The organism is Streptomyces sp. NBC_00554 (assembly GCF_041431135.1).
In the GTDB taxonomy this organism is placed as follows: Bacteria; Actinomycetota; Actinomycetes; order Streptomycetales; family Streptomycetaceae; genus Streptomyces.
In genome coordinates, this window is the sequence record NZ_CP107799.1 from 8,373,117 (window position 1) to 8,389,362 (window position 16,246).

Annotated in this window: 11 protein-coding genes and 1 tRNA gene; 7 read left to right on the plus strand and 5 right to left on the minus strand. The window is 70.2% G+C overall.

Going from position 1 to position 16,246, the window contains the following annotated elements; translation table 11 throughout:
* Positions 1–49: 49 nt before the first annotated feature.
* Positions 50–2,785 (plus strand): Tat pathway signal sequence domain protein, encoded by a 2,736-nt coding sequence (locus tag OG266_RS37005; RefSeq protein ID WP_371551069.1) that lies wholly within the window; start codon positions 50–52, stop codon positions 2,783–2,785.
* A 48-nt stretch (positions 2,786–2,833) separates the two neighbouring features.
* Here the strand turns inward: OG266_RS37005 and OG266_RS37010 are convergent, their stop codons facing one another.
* Positions 2,834–5,278, minus strand: coding sequence for an SCO7613 C-terminal domain-containing membrane protein (locus tag OG266_RS37010; RefSeq protein ID WP_371551070.1), 2,445 nt, complete (start codon positions 5,276–5,278; stop codon positions 2,834–2,836).
* Positions 5,279–5,329: 51 nt separating this feature from the next.
* Between OG266_RS37010 and OG266_RS37015 the strand changes: the two genes are divergently transcribed.
* Positions 5,330–5,776 carry an SRPBCC family protein gene (locus OG266_RS37015; protein ID WP_371551072.1) on the plus strand — a complete coding sequence of 149 codons (447 nt, stop codon included), beginning with the start codon at positions 5,330–5,332 and terminating at the stop codon, positions 5,774–5,776.
* 39 nt (positions 5,777–5,815) lie between these two features.
* Positions 5,816–5,887: transfer RNA gene (locus OG266_RS37020), tRNA-Val, on the plus strand.
* Positions 5,888–5,950: 63 nt separating this feature from the next.
* Here the strand turns inward: OG266_RS37020 and OG266_RS37025 are convergent.
* Positions 5,951–6,676: a 3'-5' exonuclease gene (locus OG266_RS37025; protein WP_266467469.1), complete on the minus strand. Its 726-nt coding sequence runs from the start codon at positions 6,674–6,676 to the stop codon at positions 5,951–5,953.
* Positions 6,677–6,846: 170 nt separating this feature from the next.
* Between OG266_RS37025 and OG266_RS37030 the strand changes: the two genes are divergently transcribed.
* The 3 genes from OG266_RS37030 to thrS all read left to right on the plus strand — a co-directional run bounded on the left by OG266_RS37030 (position 6,847) and on the right by thrS (position 10,708).
* On the plus strand, positions 6,847–7,413 hold the full coding sequence (locus OG266_RS37030) for a DUF4365 domain-containing protein (protein WP_326724330.1): 567 nt from the start codon (positions 6,847–6,849) through the stop codon (positions 7,411–7,413).
* The gene (locus OG266_RS37035) at positions 7,410–8,627 is read left to right on the plus strand and encodes a hypothetical protein (protein WP_371551074.1); all 1,218 of its coding nucleotides are present in this window, start codon (positions 7,410–7,412) and stop codon (positions 8,625–8,627) included. Before OG266_RS37030 ends, OG266_RS37035 begins: the two co-directional genes overlap by 4 nt.
* Positions 8,628–8,728: 101 nt before the next feature.
* Positions 8,729–10,708 (plus strand): threonine--tRNA ligase, encoded by a 1,980-nt coding sequence (thrS, locus tag OG266_RS37040; RefSeq protein WP_266467477.1) that lies wholly within the window; start codon positions 8,729–8,731, stop codon positions 10,706–10,708.
* 27 nt (positions 10,709–10,735) lie between these two features.
* Here thrS and OG266_RS37045 read toward each other — a convergent pair whose 3' ends face one another.
* Positions 10,736–11,398 carry a potassium channel family protein gene (locus tag OG266_RS37045; protein WP_371551076.1) on the minus strand — a complete coding sequence of 221 codons (663 nt, stop codon included), beginning with the start codon at positions 11,396–11,398 and terminating at the stop codon, positions 10,736–10,738.
* A 67-nt stretch (positions 11,399–11,465) separates the two neighbouring features.
* Between OG266_RS37045 and OG266_RS37050 the strand changes: the two genes are divergently transcribed.
* Positions 11,466–12,029 (plus strand): HIT domain-containing protein, encoded by a 564-nt coding sequence (locus OG266_RS37050; RefSeq protein WP_371551077.1) that lies wholly within the window; start codon positions 11,466–11,468, stop codon positions 12,027–12,029.
* A gap of 171 nt (positions 12,030–12,200) precedes the next feature.
* Here OG266_RS37050 and OG266_RS37055 read toward each other — a convergent pair whose 3' ends face one another.
* On the minus strand, positions 12,201–13,856 hold the full coding sequence (locus OG266_RS37055) for a hypothetical protein (RefSeq protein WP_266467487.1): 1,656 nt from the start codon (positions 13,854–13,856) through the stop codon (positions 12,201–12,203).
* A gap of 189 nt (positions 13,857–14,045) precedes the next feature.
* Entirely contained in the window at positions 14,046–16,244 is a 2,199-nt protein-coding gene (locus OG266_RS37060; RefSeq protein ID WP_371553091.1) for an elongation factor G-like protein EF-G2, read from the minus strand.
* Between the last annotated feature and the right edge of the window lie 2 nt (positions 16,245–16,246).

A 16,246-nucleotide genomic window follows, 5' to 3' on the forward strand; every position in this document is an offset into this window, starting at 1 on the left:
TACCTCTGTCTGTCATGCCCCTGACTTCCCCGCACGGAAAGGAAAGGCCATGTCTCCCATTCCCCGCAGGTCTCTGCTCAAGGCGGCCGCCGTCGCCGGAGCCGCCGCGCAGTTCAGCTGGGCGCTGGGAAGCGCGAATGCCCAGGCCGCGCCGAGAGCGGAGGCCGCCGACGCGGACCCCGTCACCCTGGACTGGCTGGAGGACGGCGGCCTCGGCGCCGCCCCCGGCTCCACCGTCGGCGTGCCCTGGCCGAAGGGCGCGTACACGGAGGACCAGACCTTCGCGCTCACGGACGCCGAGGGCAAGGCCGTGCCCGTGCAGTCCTGGCCGATCGCGTACTGGCCGGACGGCTCCCTCAAGTGGACCGCCCACGCGGTCAGTTCAGGATCGGGGAAGCTCAGCCTCGCCGCGGGCGAGCCGGCCGCCCCCGACAAGTCGGTCACCGTCGACAAGAGCGGCGGCACCATCGACATATCGACCGGGGTCATCACGGCGAAGATCGGCAAGAGCGGCTCCACGCTCGTCAAGTCCGTCACCCGCGGGTCCACCGAGATCGCCAAGAACGGCCGACTCGTACTCATCCGTCAGCCCGAGATCGAGGACGAGGACCAGGGCGCGGAGAAGTTCGAACGCTTCGAGAGCGCCATCTCCGAGGTCGAGGTCGAACAGGAGGGCCTGGTCCGTGCCGTCGTCCGCATCGACGGCAAGCACCGCAAGGGCAGCCGGAGTTGGCTCCCCTTCTCGGTCCGGCTGTACTTCTACGCGGGCGCCGAGTCGTTCCGCATGGTGCACACCATCACGTTCGACGGGACGCAGGAGCCCGGCAAGGCGAGCGGCGACTTCATCCGCGGCCTCGGTGTCCGCTTCACCGTGCCGATGCGCGACGCCTCGTACGACCGGCACATCCGCATCGGCGGTGACGGCACCGGTCTGCTGCGGGAAGCGGTGAAGGGCATCACCGGGCTGCGGCGCGATCCGGGCGCGGCGGTCCAGGCCGCCCAGTTCGCGGGGGAGAAGCTGCCCGATCCGTCGACCTGGGACCAGCGGGTCACCACGCGGCTCCAGTACATCCCCGAGTGGGGCGATTACACGCTCTCGCAGCTCTCCGCCGACGGCTTCGGCCTGCGCAAGCGCACGAAGAAGGGGTACGGCTGGATCCCCGCGGGCGGTGGCAAGCGGGCGTCCGGTTTCGGATACGTCGGCGGGCCCAGCGGCGGATTCTCCTTCGGCCTGCGGGACTTCTGGGAGAAGCACCCGGCGCAGCTCGACATCCGCGACGCCCACACCGACGAGGCCGAAGTCACCCTCTGGCTCTGGTCGCCCGAGGCGCAACCCATGGACCTGCGCTTCTACCACGACGGCATGGGCCAGGACACCTTCGCCGAGCAGCTCGAAGGCCTCAACATCACCTACGAGGACTACGAGCCGGGCTTCGGCACCCCGTACGGCATCGCCCGCACCTCCGAACTCCTCTTCTGGGCCAACGAGTCGACGCCCACCCCTGAGGCGCTCGCCGAACAGGTAGAAGCAGTACGGGTGTTGCCGCAACTCGCCGCCCCGCCCGCGCACCTCGTCAAGGCCAAGGTGTTCGGCGGCCTCTTCTCCGAGCCCGACCGCTCCACCACCGCCAAGGCGAAGATCGAGGACCACCTCGACTTCCTCTTCACCTATTACAAGGACCAGGTGGAGATGCGCCGTTGGTACGGCTTCTGGGACTACGGCGACATCATGCACTCGTACGACCCGGTCAGGCATCAGTGGCGGTACGACGTCGGCGGCTACGCCTGGGACAACTCCGAGCTCTCGCCCGACCTCTGGCTCTGGTTCGCCTACCTGCGCTCCGGCCGCGCGGACATCTTCCGCTTCGCCGAGGCGATGACCCGGCACACCGGCGAGGTCGACGTCTACCACCTGGGTCAATGGGCGGGCCTGGGCACCCGGCACGGCATCCAGCACTACGCCGACAGTGCGAAGCAGCAGCGCATCGCCAACACCACGTACCGGCGCTACTACTACTTCCTCACCGCCGATGAACGCGTCGGCGACCTCATGCACGCCAACGTCGACTCCGACGAGACCTTCCTCGTCCTCGACCCGATCCGCAAGATCCGCACCGAGCCGTACACGCCCGACCGGCACGCCCTTTCGATCGGCTTCGGCACGGACTGGAGCGGGCTCGTGTCGGCGTGGCTGACGGAGTGGGAGCGCAAGGGCCCGAAGTGGGAGAAGGCCAAGGCGCGGGTGCTGTCCACGATGGAGACAATCGCCGCCCAGCCCAACGGATTTGTGCAGGGCAGCGGACTGTACGACCTCGATACGGGGAAGTTCGCGATCGCCGCCGCGCCCGTGGTGGGCGTCTCGCACCTGTCCGCGGTGTTCGGCCTCAACGAGCTGTGCGCCGAACTCATCGACCTCGTCGAGGTACCCAAGTTCAAGGACGCGTACCTCGACTACTGCCGCTACTTCAACGCGACGAAGGCCGAACAGGCGGCCCGGTACGGCTCCAACTTCGGCACCCTGCTGCTGTTCCAGGGCCACTCACGTCTCGACGCCTACGCGGCCGTCCAGACCGGCGACGCGAAACTCGCCACGCGCGCGTGGGACAAGTTCTACAACTCCGACGGCTACAAGGAGTCCGCGCCCTGGATCACGGAGAAGCTGAGCGGCCCGGTCACGCTGGTGCCGGGCAGCGAGGCCAACTGGGTCTACACCAACGACACTGCGCTGTACGGCCTCGCCGCCATCGAGAACCTGGCACTTCTCGGCGACAGGATGCCTTCGTGACGGCCGCCTGAGCGGTCGCGGGGACGTGCCTCACTTCCCCGCGACCGCTCAGTCCATCCTCCCCAGCACCTCCCGCACCCGCCGCGCATCCCGGATCCGCTGCTCGTACGTCGCACCCAGCGCGAGCAGCAGCAGACCGGCGAGTGCGGGAGGCGCCCAGCGGGGGAGCGCGCCGGCCACCTGCGCGATGTACGGGGCGAGTTCGTGCAGCGCGTCAAGGGTGAGCACCGTGCCGCCCAACACCAGCGGCGCCTGGAGGCGGTGCCGGGCGCCCACGAGGGTGACGGCGAGTGCTGCGGCGCCGAGCAGCAGCGGGCGCAGCCAGTGCGCGTCGCCCCATGCCGCGAAGAGGCTCGGCACGAGCGTGACGGAGAGGCCGGGCCCGTACGCCGTCCACGACGAGACCTGCGTGTCCTTGCGGCGCCTGAGTACCCCGACGAGGAGCGCCGGGACGGTCACCGGAAGGGTGTACGCCTCCGGGGAACCGATGTCCCAGGACGCCAGGCGGACCCAGGTGGCCAGCACGAACAGCACGGCGGCCGCGTAGCCGACGGGGCGCCGGTCCTCCCGTACGGCCGTGCCCGCGGCGATCACTCCGCAGAGGGCCAGGACCAGGGCCAGCATCGGCGGATCGGTGACCGCGAGCCCGACGGCGAGCAGCGCGGCGGCGGCTCCCGTCACCTCGACGGACAAGGCCGTCGGGGAGGCGTCGAGGCGGGCCGCGAGCAGTGCGGCGGCGATGGGCACCACGAGGACGAGCAGCGCGGTGTGCTGCGGCTGCCAGCCGAGGGACGCTCCGGCGGCGCAGGTCAGGGCAGTCGCGTGGACGAGGGCGGCCGGTGCCGCGATCGGGCCGAGGTGCGGTCGCCACGCGGCGGCCGCGAACAGGACGGTCAGCGTGGCCAGCACGCTCAGAGTCGCCGGCTCGGAAGCCAGGGCGAGGAAGGCGAGGCTGAGGGCGGTGAGGAGGGAGAGGACAAACGATGCCAAGGCGGGCGCGGGAAGCGCCGGCGTCGGGACCCTCGAAGCCCGAAGTGCGTACGCCACGAGAGCCGCAGTCACCAGAGTCTGTGCGAACAGGCCTGCCGCATAGGGGAGTTCGAGGGTCGCGGGGAGGACGATCGCCGTTGCCCAGGTCAGCGTCAGCGCGCCGGTCAGGGCACGCGGGCGCCAGGTCGTGCCGCGGACGGCCACCACGAGAACGGCGGCGACGAGGGCGAGTACGAGAGGTGCCGTGGCCGCGTTCGGGGGCCAGGGATTGCCGGTCGTCACCGCGTCGCGGGCATTCGCCGGGGAACCGGACCACGCGCTCCGGGTCCAGTCGACCGGGCCCAGCAGGGCGACGGTGACCGCGGGCAGCGCCCACACCACCGCGAGGGCCTGTACGGAGCCGGACGCCCCGGCGAGACCGTGCCGCACCGGCTCGGGGAGGCGCGTGCGCACCGCCGCCAACAGGGCGACACCGCACACCAGATAGCCCGGAACCGTCCAGACATCGGGCAGCGACGGGCGCAGGACGCCACCGACCGCAGCCACCGCGATCAGGCCGCCGGTCAGCGCGATGCCGGTGCCGACGCGCGGCCTCGGGGCCAGCCATGCCGCCGTCAGCGCGATCGCCGCGGCGAAGAGGAGGAGCGCCGCCGCACGGGCGGCGGCGCTCGTGCCGGAGGCCGTCAGAGACAGCCAGCCGGCGGCAAAGGTGCCCCAGCCGCCCATGACGTACGCGCCCACGGTGGAGACGATTCGTACGGACTTCACGGGCGTCCGGAGCGCGAGGGCCGTGTCGAACGCGGCCGTCAGCAGCAGCGCGGCCGTCACGGTGTGGGCGTCCGCGTCGGCCGCACCCGCCCAGAGGAGCAGCGGCAGCTGAGCCGTCGCGGTCGCGACCGGCAGGGGCAGCCGCAGCGGGCTGCTCAAGGGCGCCCGGTCACCGGGCGACGTGCGCAGTGCGCCGAGCGTGAGCCCGTACGCCGCCCACACCACTGCCAGTACCGCCGACGCCACGGCCGCGTACCCGAGGCCGTCCGCGTCCGGGAACGCGACCTCGTACAGCGCGTAGGCGTCAAGGACCGTCAGCGCGAGACCCAGCCCCGCCACCGACTCGGCGGTCGAGCGCAGGCTCCGCCCGAGCAGCGGCATGGGCGCGCCGAGCGCGGCCACTGTCACCGCACCCAGTACAAGGGCCCGTCCGGCGATCCCCAGGTGACCCCAGCTGACCAGCGTGAACGCGATCGCGGCGACGGTCAGCAGGATGCCGCCGAGGATCAGGAGGACGTTCTGGACGCTGGGAGCCGTGGTCTCGGGTCGGCGAACGGCGGGCCGGGGTGCGGGTACCGGGTACAGCGCGTGGAGCAGCCACGCGCGGCGGGCCAGCAACTGGGCCCGGCGTGCGTCGAGTTGCCGCAGCTCGGTGTCGAGGAACCGCAACTCCTCGGCCGGTGGCGGGATGTGGGTCATGCTGAGGAGTGTGGTCCCGGTCACGTTCTCCGGCATGAGTGCGCGTACTCAGGCGGTACTCAACTCCCTTGCGGGCACACTCCGTGCATGGACTGGAGCCATTACCGTTTCCGCAGCGTGTGGGACCTCCCCGCGCCGCCCACCGACGTGTACGTCGTCCTCGAGCAGGCCGAGGAGTACCCGCGCTGGTGGCCACAGGTGCGCGAGGTGACCCGCGTCGACGAGCGCAGCGGCGTCATCCGGATCCGCTCGGCCCTGCCGTACGACATGACCTTCACCGGGCGTGAGGTGCTCCGCGACCCGGCGGGCGGCGTCCTGGAGATCTCGATGTCCGGCGACATCGACGGCTGGGCCCGCTGGACGCTGACCGCCGACGGGCGGGGCACCCGGGCCCAGTACGACCAGGAGGCCGTGCTGAACAAGCGCCTGCTGCGGCGGTTCGCGGTGCCGGGGCGGCCCGTCTTCCGCGCCAATCACGCGCTGATGATGCGGGCGGGGCGGCGCGGACTCAGGGCGTACCTGGAAGCGGTTTGAACGACACCCGCCGAGACCTGTATTGTTCGGTGCGTTCCCGGGCGATTAGCTCAGTGGGAGAGCGCTTCGTTCACACCGAAGAGGTCACTGGTTCGAACCCAGTATCGCCCACCCGGAGAAGGCCGGTCCGTCGCAGACGGACCGGTTTTTCTGTGTTCTTCTCCCTGTGCGTGCTCAGGCGGCCGCCTGAAGGTCCGGACGCAGCGGCCACGCCGGATCCACCGCCTCCTCCGAGCCGCTGCGCGCGAACCACGCCTGCAGTCCACGCGCCTGTGCCGCGTGCCACACGGCCTGCAGCGTGTGCAGTTCGGCCGGGGAGAGCCGCTCCAGGCGGGCCGGGAAACGGCGCCCTACCGCCCGTACGACATCCATCGAGGCCAGCGCGTCGGCCGCCGCGTCGTGCGCGCCCTCCAGCACCACGCCGTAGTGCGCGCAGAGGTCGGTGAGCGTGCGGCGGCCCTTGCGATAGCGGTCCAGGTGCTTGTCGAGGACCCGGGGATCGAGCACGCGCAGCGGCTTCGTCTCGAACCAGTGGTCGAGCGTCGAAGCGCGATGGCGGCGCAACTCCCGGTCCAGAAGGGTCAGATCGAAGGGAGCGTTCATCACCACGAGCGGGCGGCCCGCCGTGGCCTGTTCGGCCAGTTCCCTGGCTATCTCGTCCATCACAGGCGACGGCCAGCGGCCGTTGCGCTGCAGATGCTCATCCGTCAGTCCGTGAATCGCCGTCGCCCCCTCGGGCACCGGCACTCCCGGGTTCACCAGCCACCGGGTCACCCGCGGGCGGCTGCCCGGGGCGTCCTGGACGACGACAGCGGCCGACACTATCCGGTCGGTCTCGACGTCCACGCCCGTGGTCTCCGTGTCGAACGCGGCCAAGGGGCCCTCGTACCAGCACGTCATACGTACACAACTCCTCGTTCACCCACGGCAGCTGACGCGCCGTCTTCTGCCAGTTTGGTGATACCCGGGCTGTTTGCGCCGTACGCCGGAAGGAGACAACAGAGGTACGGGTCTTCGCAGTTCAGCGGCCCGTCGCGGGGATACACCTGGTTTGGAAGGCTGTTGGACTCATGGCACTCGCGCAGCCCGAACGGGGCGGGCTGCTGCCCCAGCGCACAGCACCCCATAGAGGCTCACTCGCTACCACCGCCTGCATGGAGACACTGCAGGTGGGCTACTTGCACGCCGTCGCGGCGGCGGCGGGCTGCTCGCTGTCCCAGCCCTTTCCCGACAACGGCATCGACTGGCACGTCAGCCACAGCGCCCCCGGGCACACGGTCGACGACGAAGTCACCATCAAGGTGCAGCTCAAGTGCACGTACCAGATCCCGCCGAACCCGCCGGGCCCCGCCTTCTCCTTCACGCTCGACAACCCCCACCTGGAGAAGCTGGCCCGCACCCCGGTCTCGGTGCACAAAATACTGGTCGTGATGCTCGTGCCCAGATCGCAGGACGAGTGGCTGCGCGCCAGCCACGACCGCCTCGACCTGCGGCACTGCTGCTACTGGATCAACCTCGCCGGCCAGGCCGTCACCGGCCGGCGCAGGACAACCGTCCGGATACCGACCGCGCGCATCTTCGACGACCGTGCGCTCTGCGAGATCATGACGCGGGTCGGGACGGGAGGAAAACCGTGACGCACCGCCCCATCGACGAAGTACTGCGGCCGGTCAGGCCGCACCCGGTCGAGGCCCTCTGGAACGAGCCGCCCGAGCCCGGCCAGGTCGACCCCGTCGTGCTCAGCGCGCTGCTCCACCGGCACGGCTGGCAGCGACGCGGCGGAGCACCGGGACGGTACGGCCGGTGGACCCCACCCGGGCCCGGCGGCGGCGGTACGAGCCTGCTCGTACCGGAAAGCCGGGCCTTCCCCGACAGCGACGACCTGCTCGGCGAGGCACTCGTCGCGCTCTCCCGCAGCGCCTCGCCTTCCGCGCGCGACGTTCTGGTCGCGCTCGCCGTGCCCAGCGACGAGATCCGCTGGTGGCGCGACGTCCCGACCGGACCCGTGGGCGCCGCGCCCTGGACCGTCGAGGAACAACTGCGCGCCGCCGCCCGCCAGATGCTGCTGGCCGGGGCACTGGCCACGCGCGCGCGTGCGGGCTACTACGGAGCCCGCCACCGCAGGCCCGCCGTCGCCTCCCTGGAGAGCGTGCTCGTCGGCGCCGAGCCCGGCGGACGCCAGCTCACCGCCTTCGTGCCCGTCGCCACCGGGCGCCCCCTCGCCGTACGCCTGCACCAGGCGCTGTACGCCGCCCGCGAGGCCATCGACTACCAGCGGGCCACCGGCGGCATGGAAGCCTTCGACGCCGCCGTCGAGGCCGGCGTCAGCCACGAACTCCTGGAAGCCCTGGTGGCCCTCGTCCGCGGCACCGAGGGCGCACGGATCGCCGTGGAGTGGGCGCCCGCCGCCGGTGTACCCGAGGGCTGCGCGGCGCCCCCCGAGCCCGTCGAGTTCTCGCCCGGAGACCTGCCCGTCCTGCGCGAGGCCGGCGCCCGCTTCCTGCGAGAGGAGCCGTCCGTGCCGGTGCGCCTCACCGGCGCCGTCGTGCGCATGCGCAGGTCGGGGCCGCGCGGCGAGGGCACCGTACGACTACGGGTCATCGCCGGAGCGGAGGTCCCGCACGTCCGGATGACGCTCGACGAGGAGTCGTACCGGATCGCGGGCCACGCCCATCTGGTCGGGCTGCCGGTGCGGGTGCACGGGCGGCTGGAGAGCCGGGGCGGTTTCCGCCGGCTCACGGACGCCTCCGGGGTCGCACCCGTACAGGTCGACGAGGCCGAGCGGGACCGCCTGATGAAGTCGCTCCAGGAGAACCTGGACTTCTTCGAGGAAGCGTGCAGCGGGGACTGACCGGAACCGTTTCGCGTAGGGGCCCCACGTCTCGGTACGATCGCTCTCGTATTACGTACGCAATAGAAGATGCGCGCGTGCCCTTCAGGTAGGAGAGACCGGTGTCAGACGTCCGTGTGATCATCCAACGCGATTCCGAGCGGGAAGAGCGAGTGGTGACGACGGGCACTACGGCCGCCGACCTCTTCGACGGCCAGCGCACCATCGTCGCGGCCCGCGTCGGCGGCGAGCTCAAGGACCTCGCGTACGCGGTGCAGGACGGCGAGGAGGTCGAGCCCGTAGAGATCTCCTCCGAGGACGGTCTCAACATCCTGCGCCACTCCACCGCGCACGTCATGGCGCAGGCCGTGCAGGAGCTCTTCCCCGAGGCCAAGCTGGGCATCGGCCCGCCGGTCAAGGACGGCTTCTACTACGACTTCGATGTCGCCGAGCCGTTCACGCCGGAGGACGTCAAGCGCGTCGAGAAGAAGATGCAGGAGATCCAGAAGCGCGGGCAGAAGTTCTCGCGCCGGATCACCACCGACGACGCCGCCCGCGAGGAGCTGGCCGACGAGCCGTACAAGCTGGAGCTCATCGGCCTCAAGGGCAACGCCGCGCAGGCCGCCGAGGGCGCCGACGCGGAGGTCGGCGGCGGCGAGCTGACGATCTACGACAACCTCGACGCCAAGACCGGCGAGCTGTGCTGGAAGGACCTCTGCCGCGGTCCCCACCTGCCCACCACCCGGAACATCCCGGCGTTCAAGCTGATGCGCTCGGCCGCCGCGTACTGGCGGGGCAGCGAGAAGAACCCGCAGCTCCAGCGCATCTACGGCACCGCCTGGCCGTCGAAGGAAGAGCTGAAGGCGTACCTCGACTTCCTCGTCGAGGCCGAGAAGCGCGACCACCGCAAGCTCGGCGCCGAGCTGGACCTCTTCTCCATCCCGGAGGAGCTGGGCTCCGGCCTTGCGGTCTTCCACCCCAAGGGCGGCATCGTCCGCCGGGAGATGGAGACCTACTCGCGCAAGCGCCACGAGGACGCGGAGTACGAGTTCGTCAACACCCCGCACATCTCGAAGGAACAGCTCTTCGTGACCTCGGGGCACCTGCCGAACTACGCGGACGCGATGTTCCCGCCGCTGGAGTTCGACGGGCAGAACTACCGCCTCAAGGCGATGAACTGCCCCATGCACAACCTGATCTTCAAGGCGCGCGGCCGCTCCTACCGCGAACTGCCGCTGCGGCTCTTCGAGTTCGGCACGGTGTACCGCTACGAGAAGTCGGGCGTCGTGCACGGCCTGACCCGCGCCCGCGGCTTCACCCAGGACGACTCGCACATCTACTGCACCAAGGAGCAGATGGCGAGCGAGCTGGACTCCCTGCTCACCTTCGTCCTCGACCTGCTGCGCGACTACGGCCTGAACGACTTCGAGCTGGAGCTCTCCACCCGCGACGACTCCCCGAAGTTCATCGGTGAGGAAGCGGAGTGGGAGGAGGCCACCAACGCGCTGCGCGAGGCGGCCGAGAAGCAGGGCCTCCCGCTGGTTCCCGACCCGGGCGGCGCCGCGTACTACGGCCCGAAGATCTCCGTACAGGCCAAGGACGCCATCGGCCGCTCCTGGCAGATGTCCACCATCCAGGTCGACTTCCAGCAGCCCAAGCGGTTCAACCTGGAGTACACGGCGGCGGACGGCTCCAAGCAGCAGCCGGTCATGATCCACCGCGCGCTGTTCGGCTCGATCGAGCGCTTCTTCGCGGTGCTCCTGGAGCACTACGCGGGCGCGTTCCCGGCCTGGCTGGCGCCCGTCCAGGCGATCGGCATCCCGATCGGCGACGCGCACGTGCCGTACCTTGCGGACTTCGCCAAGAAGGCCAAGGCGGCCGGACTCCGCGTCGAGGTCGACGGCTCCTCGGACCGCATGCAGAAGAAGATCCGCAACGCGCAGAAGCAGAAGGTGCCCTTCATGGTCATCGCGGGCGACGAGGACATGACGGCCGGCGCCGTCTCCTTCCGCTACCGCGACGGCTCGCAGGAGAACGGCATCCCGGTCGACGAAGCGATCGCCAAGATCGTGAAGGTCGTGGAGGAGCGCGCACAGGTCTGATGCGCGCATGAAAGGCCCCCGAGGAGCTCAGCTTCCCGGGGGCTTTTCGCTGTCCTCGCCCTCCCGCGAGAACACCTGCAGCAGCCAGGACGAGAACGACCCCGTCACCGCCCCGAGAAGCGCGAGACCGCCCGCCATGATCCCGGCCGCGATCGTCCGCCCCATCGGCGTCACCGGTACCACGTCCCCGTACCCGACCGTCGCGAGCGTGGCGCAGGTCCACCACACGGCGTCCCCGAAGGTACGGATCGTCGCGTCCGGTGCCGCGTGCTCCTGCTGATAGATGGCAAGGGAGCCCGCGAAACCGAGCAGCAGCGCGGACAGACCCGCGTACACGATCACGCGCGCGTAAAGGGCGAGACGAGGTTGCCCGCGCCTCCGCTGCACAGCCTCGTACACCCTGACCACACGCAGCGGGCGCAGCAGGGGCAGGATCAGCACCAGCGTGTCCAGCCAGTGCGTGCGTACGAAGCGGGGTCCCTGTCGGCTCAGCCGCCAGCGCACGGCATAGTCGACGGCGAACACCGCCCAGGCGGCGAACAGCACCGCGAGGCAGGTGTCCAGCCATGCCGTGGGCAGCCCGTGACCCAGGACACGGACCGCGTACGCGGCCAGGAACAGCAGCGAGGCCAGCGCGAGTGGGATCTCGGTGCGCCGGTCCCAGTGGGCCTTTCGGCTGTCGTCGTCCATCGCCCCAGCTTGGCCGCGGACCCTTTTGTTCGGCACCCGCCGACACGCCGCGAACGGGCGAAGCAATATGCTGCACCTCATGACGAGTGAGCCGGAGCAGCAGATCGGAGTGGGAACCCAGGACGCGTTCCAGCGCCTGTGGACGCCCCATCGGATGGCTTACATCCAGGGTGAGAACAAGCCCACCGGCCCGGGGGCCGACGACGGCTGTCCCTTCTGCTCCATCCCCGCCAAGTCCGACGAGGACGGGCTCATCGTCAGGCGCGGCGAGCAGGTGTACGCGGTGCTCAACCTCTACCCGTACAACGGCGGCCACCTCATGGTCGTGCCCTACCGCCATGTAGCGGACTACACCGACCTGACCGACCCGGAGACCGCCGAACTGGGCGAGCTGACCAAGCAGGCGATGACCGCCCTCCGTACGGCCTCAGGCGCACACGGCTTCAACATCGGCATGAACCAGGGCACAGTGGCAGGCGCAGGCATCGCCGCCCACCTCCACCAGCACATCGTCCCCCGCTGGGGCGGCGACACGAACTTCATGCCGGTGGTGGCCCACACCAAGGTCCTCCCCCAGCTCTTGGCAGACACCCGCACGATGCTGGCGGACGCCTGGCCGACCCCTGCCTGACGTACGACGAGGAGCCTGGGAGCCCGCAAGACGGCGCAAGGGGACGTGCCGGAACGTCCGCCCGCAGCGGCTGGCGCGTCAACACCGGCACGTTGGTGAGCAACCGATTCCGCGCCAGACCGAGGACGGATGCTCCGGCACGGCCCCGACCCCCGACGAACCGCAGGCGCCCTACGCGTCGTACACGTCAGCTTTCCGAGGCATCGGATCCTGCACCGCAGTACTCAGGAACGACGACCGGTTCCCGAACTGCTCCGTGTCGACACCGTTCTCCTCAAGCACCTTCATCGCAGCGGAGTGCACCACCCGAAGCACAGGCGCCGCCGCCCGCAACGCATCGTCGGCCATGAAGCGATGCCGCCACGGCTGATCGGCCCAGGAGTGCCGCAGCCCGAACGGCTCCGGAAGCTCCAGCGTGCCGCCGAGCCAGTTGAGCAGCGGCGGATACCAGGTGAAGGGGGCACGGGCGGCAAGCCGCACGACCTCGTCGGTGGTGACCAGTGGCAGCTTCACCTTGCGGGTCTCCCAGAACTTGACGGCCTTCGCGACCTCTTTCGTCGGCGCCTCCGGCTTGCTGGTGAACAGCGGGTTCACCGGCCCCAACGCGTGCCCGGTGACCTCGATACGCAGCGTCTCGTGCAGCACGGTCACGGTGATCAGCATGGTGATGACCAACTGGCCGTCCCAGAGCGTCCATTGGACCCCGAGATAGTGCCGGTCACCGCTGCCGAACTGCTGCTTGTTGCAGATGTCCTGTATGGCGTGGGTCTTGATCGTGTACGCGTCCACATCCGTACCGCCCGGCCGGGACACCGCCTTGGCGTTCTCGCCGATCGGCGTGACGATCCAGTGCTTGATCGTCGGCTTGGTGAAGCCACCGGTGTTGAGCGGCCCGCGCTCCAGCATGCGGAGCTGGTCGTGGATGGACCGGATGACGTCCCAGCTGCGGAACGGGTGGATCTCCTTGGTCGCGTCGCGCGCCACCAGTTCCTCGGCGAGCTGCCAGCTGCCCCAGCGGGTGCCCATACCGAGAATGCCCTTGGGCCCGGCGTAGAACACGGAGTTGGACTGCTGCTCGGCGCTGAGCCGGGCCAGCTCCTGACGCAGCCGCTCGGCCGCGGACTCACCGGGGCTGCCGGGCACCGCCTCGGGGATCTTGGCACCGATGGCGCCGCCGGACAGCAGGCTGCCCCAGCGCTCACGCAGGTCCTTGGCGGTGCGCTCGCAGATCTGCTTGGCCCAGAGCCAGCCGACGACCGGGAGGACGATCGACGCACGCGCGTACCAGGCCCAGAAGCCGGTGAACGGCATCTTGAGCAGGAAGAGCACGGCGAGGGCCCCGACCGCGACCAGGAGCGTGGTGGCGAGGGCGGAGGCCCGCTTGTCATCACGCTTGGCGATGGTGGACCGGATCTGGAAGACCAGCAGCCATATCAGCAGCCCGGGCAGGAAGAGCACACCGCACAGCACCATCACGGCCGACAGCCAGTTGTCGCGCTCCCTGCGGATGCGGTTCGCCGCGAGGCAGTGCTCCACGACGACCTGCGGTTCGGTGCCGAAGGACTGGATGAGCGGCTTGCGGCCGACGCCCAGCATGCGGTCCTGCACCGCGCGCGCGAAGGCCTCGCCCAGGTTCGGCGAGAACAGCTTGATCCGTGGGGGCTTGACGGTGGACTTGTGCCATTCGTTGTCGGCCTTGAGGATCTCCTCGACCGGGCTGTCCCGGTACGACGCCGAGGCGAGAGCGTACGTCGCGGCCGTCTGTCCCTCGGACCCCGAGAGCGGCACCTGCGCCCCAGGAGTGAAATCGAATCCGTCGAACGCCACTTCCGCCCCCCATTGCCGCTGTTCCGCTGCTGCGGCCTTTCCCGACTTCCGTGCTCCGCACACCTGTTGATCAGGTCATCGTCTTGATCAGGTTCTCAGAGTATCGGCCGGGACCGACATTCGTCGGCGGACGACCGAAGCCGTCCGCCGACGCGAAGGGAAACGGGACCACTCCTGGGAGAGCCCCAACTACGAGGCGTCCCGTGCCTGTTCACGGATCCTCTCGGCGATCTGAGGCGGCATCGGCTCGTGCCGCGCGTAACTGCGGCTGAAGCGCGCGGTGCCGTGCGAAAGGGAACGCAGATCGACGGCGTACCGCCCGATCTCGATCTCCGGCACCTCGGCCCGTACGAGCGTCCGCCCGCCCCTCGCCTGCTCGGTCCCGACGACCCGCCCGCGCCGCCCCGACAGGTCGCTCATCACGGCGCCCACATAGTCGTCGCCGACCATCACGGTCACCTCGGCCACCGGTTCCAGGAGATGGATCCTGGCGTCGGCGGCGGCCTCGCGCAGGGCGAGCGCGCCCGCGGTCTGGAACGCGGCATCGGAGGAGTCCACGGAGTGCGCCTTGCCGTCGAGCAGGGTGATCCGGATGTCGTTGAGGGGATGGCCGGCGGCCACACCCCTGGCGGCCTGTGCGCGTACGCCCTTCTCGACGGAGGGGATGAACTGCCGTGGCACGGCACCGCCGACGACCTTGTCCACGAACTCGATGCCCGAGCCGTTCGGCAGCGGTTCGACCTCGATCTCGCAGATCGCGTACTGGCCGTGCCCGCCGGACTGCTTCACATGGCGGCCGCGGCCCGCGGCCTTGTCGGCGAACGTCTCGCGCAGGGAGACCTTGTACGGGATCACGTCGACCTGGACGCCGTAGCGGCTGCGCAGCCGCTCAAGGGCGACGTCCGCGTGGGCCTCGCCCAGGCACCACAGGACGACCTGGTGGGTGTTCGGGTTCTGCTCCAGGCGCATGGTGGGGTCCTCGGCCACCAGCCGTCCCAGGCCTTGGGAGAGTTTGTCCTCGTCGGCCTTGCTGTGTGCCTGGATGGCGAGCGGCAGCAGCGGGTCGGGCATCTGCCAGGGCTCCATCAGCAGCGGATCGTCCTTGGCGGAGAGGGTGTCGCCGGTCTCGGCCCGGCTCAGCTTCGCCACGCACGCCAGGTCGCCCGCGATGCAGTGCGTGAGGGCCCGCTGCTGCTTGCCGAACGGCGCGGACAGGGCGCCGACGCGTTCGTCGACGTCATGGTCCTCGTGACCCCGGTCGGTGAGCCCGTGCCCGGAGACGTGCACCGTCTCGTCGGGTCGCAGGGTGCCCGAGAAGACCCGGACGAGCGAGACACGGCCCACGTAGGGGTCGGACGCGGTCTTCACGACCTCCGCGACCAGCGGCCCGTCCGGGTCGCAGGCGCTCACCTGGCGCGCTCTGCCGTCCGGAGTGGTGACCGTGGGTGCCTCGCGCTCCAGCGGGGTGGGAAAACCGCCCGTGACGAGTTCGAGGAGTTCGACCGTGCCGAGGCCCTGACGGGCGCCGTCGGCGGCGGGAGCGGCGGCGAGCACCGGGAAGAAGGTCCCGCGTGCCACGGCCCGCTCCAGGTCCTGCACAAGCGTCTTGAGGTCGATCTCCTCGCCGCCGAGATAGCGGTCCATGAGGGTCTCGTCCTCGCTCTCGGCGATGATCCCCTCGATCAGCCGGTTGCGCGCCTCCTCGATGAGCGGCAGTTGCTCGGGTCCCGGCTCGGCCTCCTTGCGCTCCCCGGAGGAGTAGTCGAACAGGCGCTGCGAGAGCAGCCCGATCAGCCCGGTGACGGGCGCGTGCCCGTCCGGTCCCTGCTCGCCGTGGAGCGGCAGGTACAGGGGCAGTACGGCGTCGGGGTCGTCGGCGCCGAAGGCCTCCGCGCAGATGCGTGTCATCTCGTCGAAGTCGGCCCGCGCGGATTCGAGATGGGTGATCACGATGGCCCTCGGCATGCCGACGGCCGCGCACTCCTCCCACACCATCCGGGTCGAGCCGTCCACTCCGTCCGAGGCCGAGACGACGAAAAGGGCCGCGTCCGCCGCTCGCAGACCGGCCCTCAGTTCCCCGACGAAGTCGGCGTATCCGGGAGTGTCCAGAATATTGATCTTGTATCCGTCCCAGTCGACGGGTACCAGGGAGAGCTGCACCGAGCGCTGCTGCCGGTGCTCGATCTCGTCGTAGTCGGAGACGGTGCCGCCGTCCTCCACGCGGCCCGCCCGGTTCACCGCTCCCGCCGTCAGCGCGAGAGCCTCCACCAGAGTCGTCTTGCCCGATCCGCTGTGGCCGACCAGCACCACATTCCGTACGGACGCGGGGTGGTCGGCCGCCGTAGCCCTGCCGGCGGCTCCGGGGTGTGCGTTCGCCTTGTCGCCCATGG

Coding starts and splice junctions, on each gene's coding strand:
- OG266_RS37050 (WP_371551077.1), top strand. CDS start 11,466: ATGCTGCACCTCATGACGAGTGAGCCGGAGCAGCAGATCGGAGTGGGA.
- OG266_RS37030 (WP_326724330.1), top strand. CDS start 6,847: ATGGCACTCGCGCAGCCCGAACGGGGCGGGCTGCTGCCCCAGCGCACA.
- OG266_RS37010 (WP_371551070.1), bottom strand. CDS start 5,278: ATGCCGGAGAACGTGACCGGGACCACACTCCTCAGCATGACCCACATC.
- OG266_RS37015 (WP_371551072.1), top strand. CDS start 5,330: ATGGACTGGAGCCATTACCGTTTCCGCAGCGTGTGGGACCTCCCCGCG.
- OG266_RS37060 (WP_371553091.1), bottom strand. CDS start 16,244: ATGGGCGACAAGGCGAACGCACACCCCGGAGCCGCCGGCAGGGCTACG.
- OG266_RS37045 (WP_371551076.1), bottom strand. CDS start 11,398: ATGGACGACGACAGCCGAAAGGCCCACTGGGACCGGCGCACCGAGATC.
- OG266_RS37025 (WP_266467469.1), bottom strand. CDS start 6,676: ATGACGTGCTGGTACGAGGGCCCCTTGGCCGCGTTCGACACGGAGACC.
- OG266_RS37005 (WP_371551069.1), top strand. CDS start 50: ATGTCTCCCATTCCCCGCAGGTCTCTGCTCAAGGCGGCCGCCGTCGCC.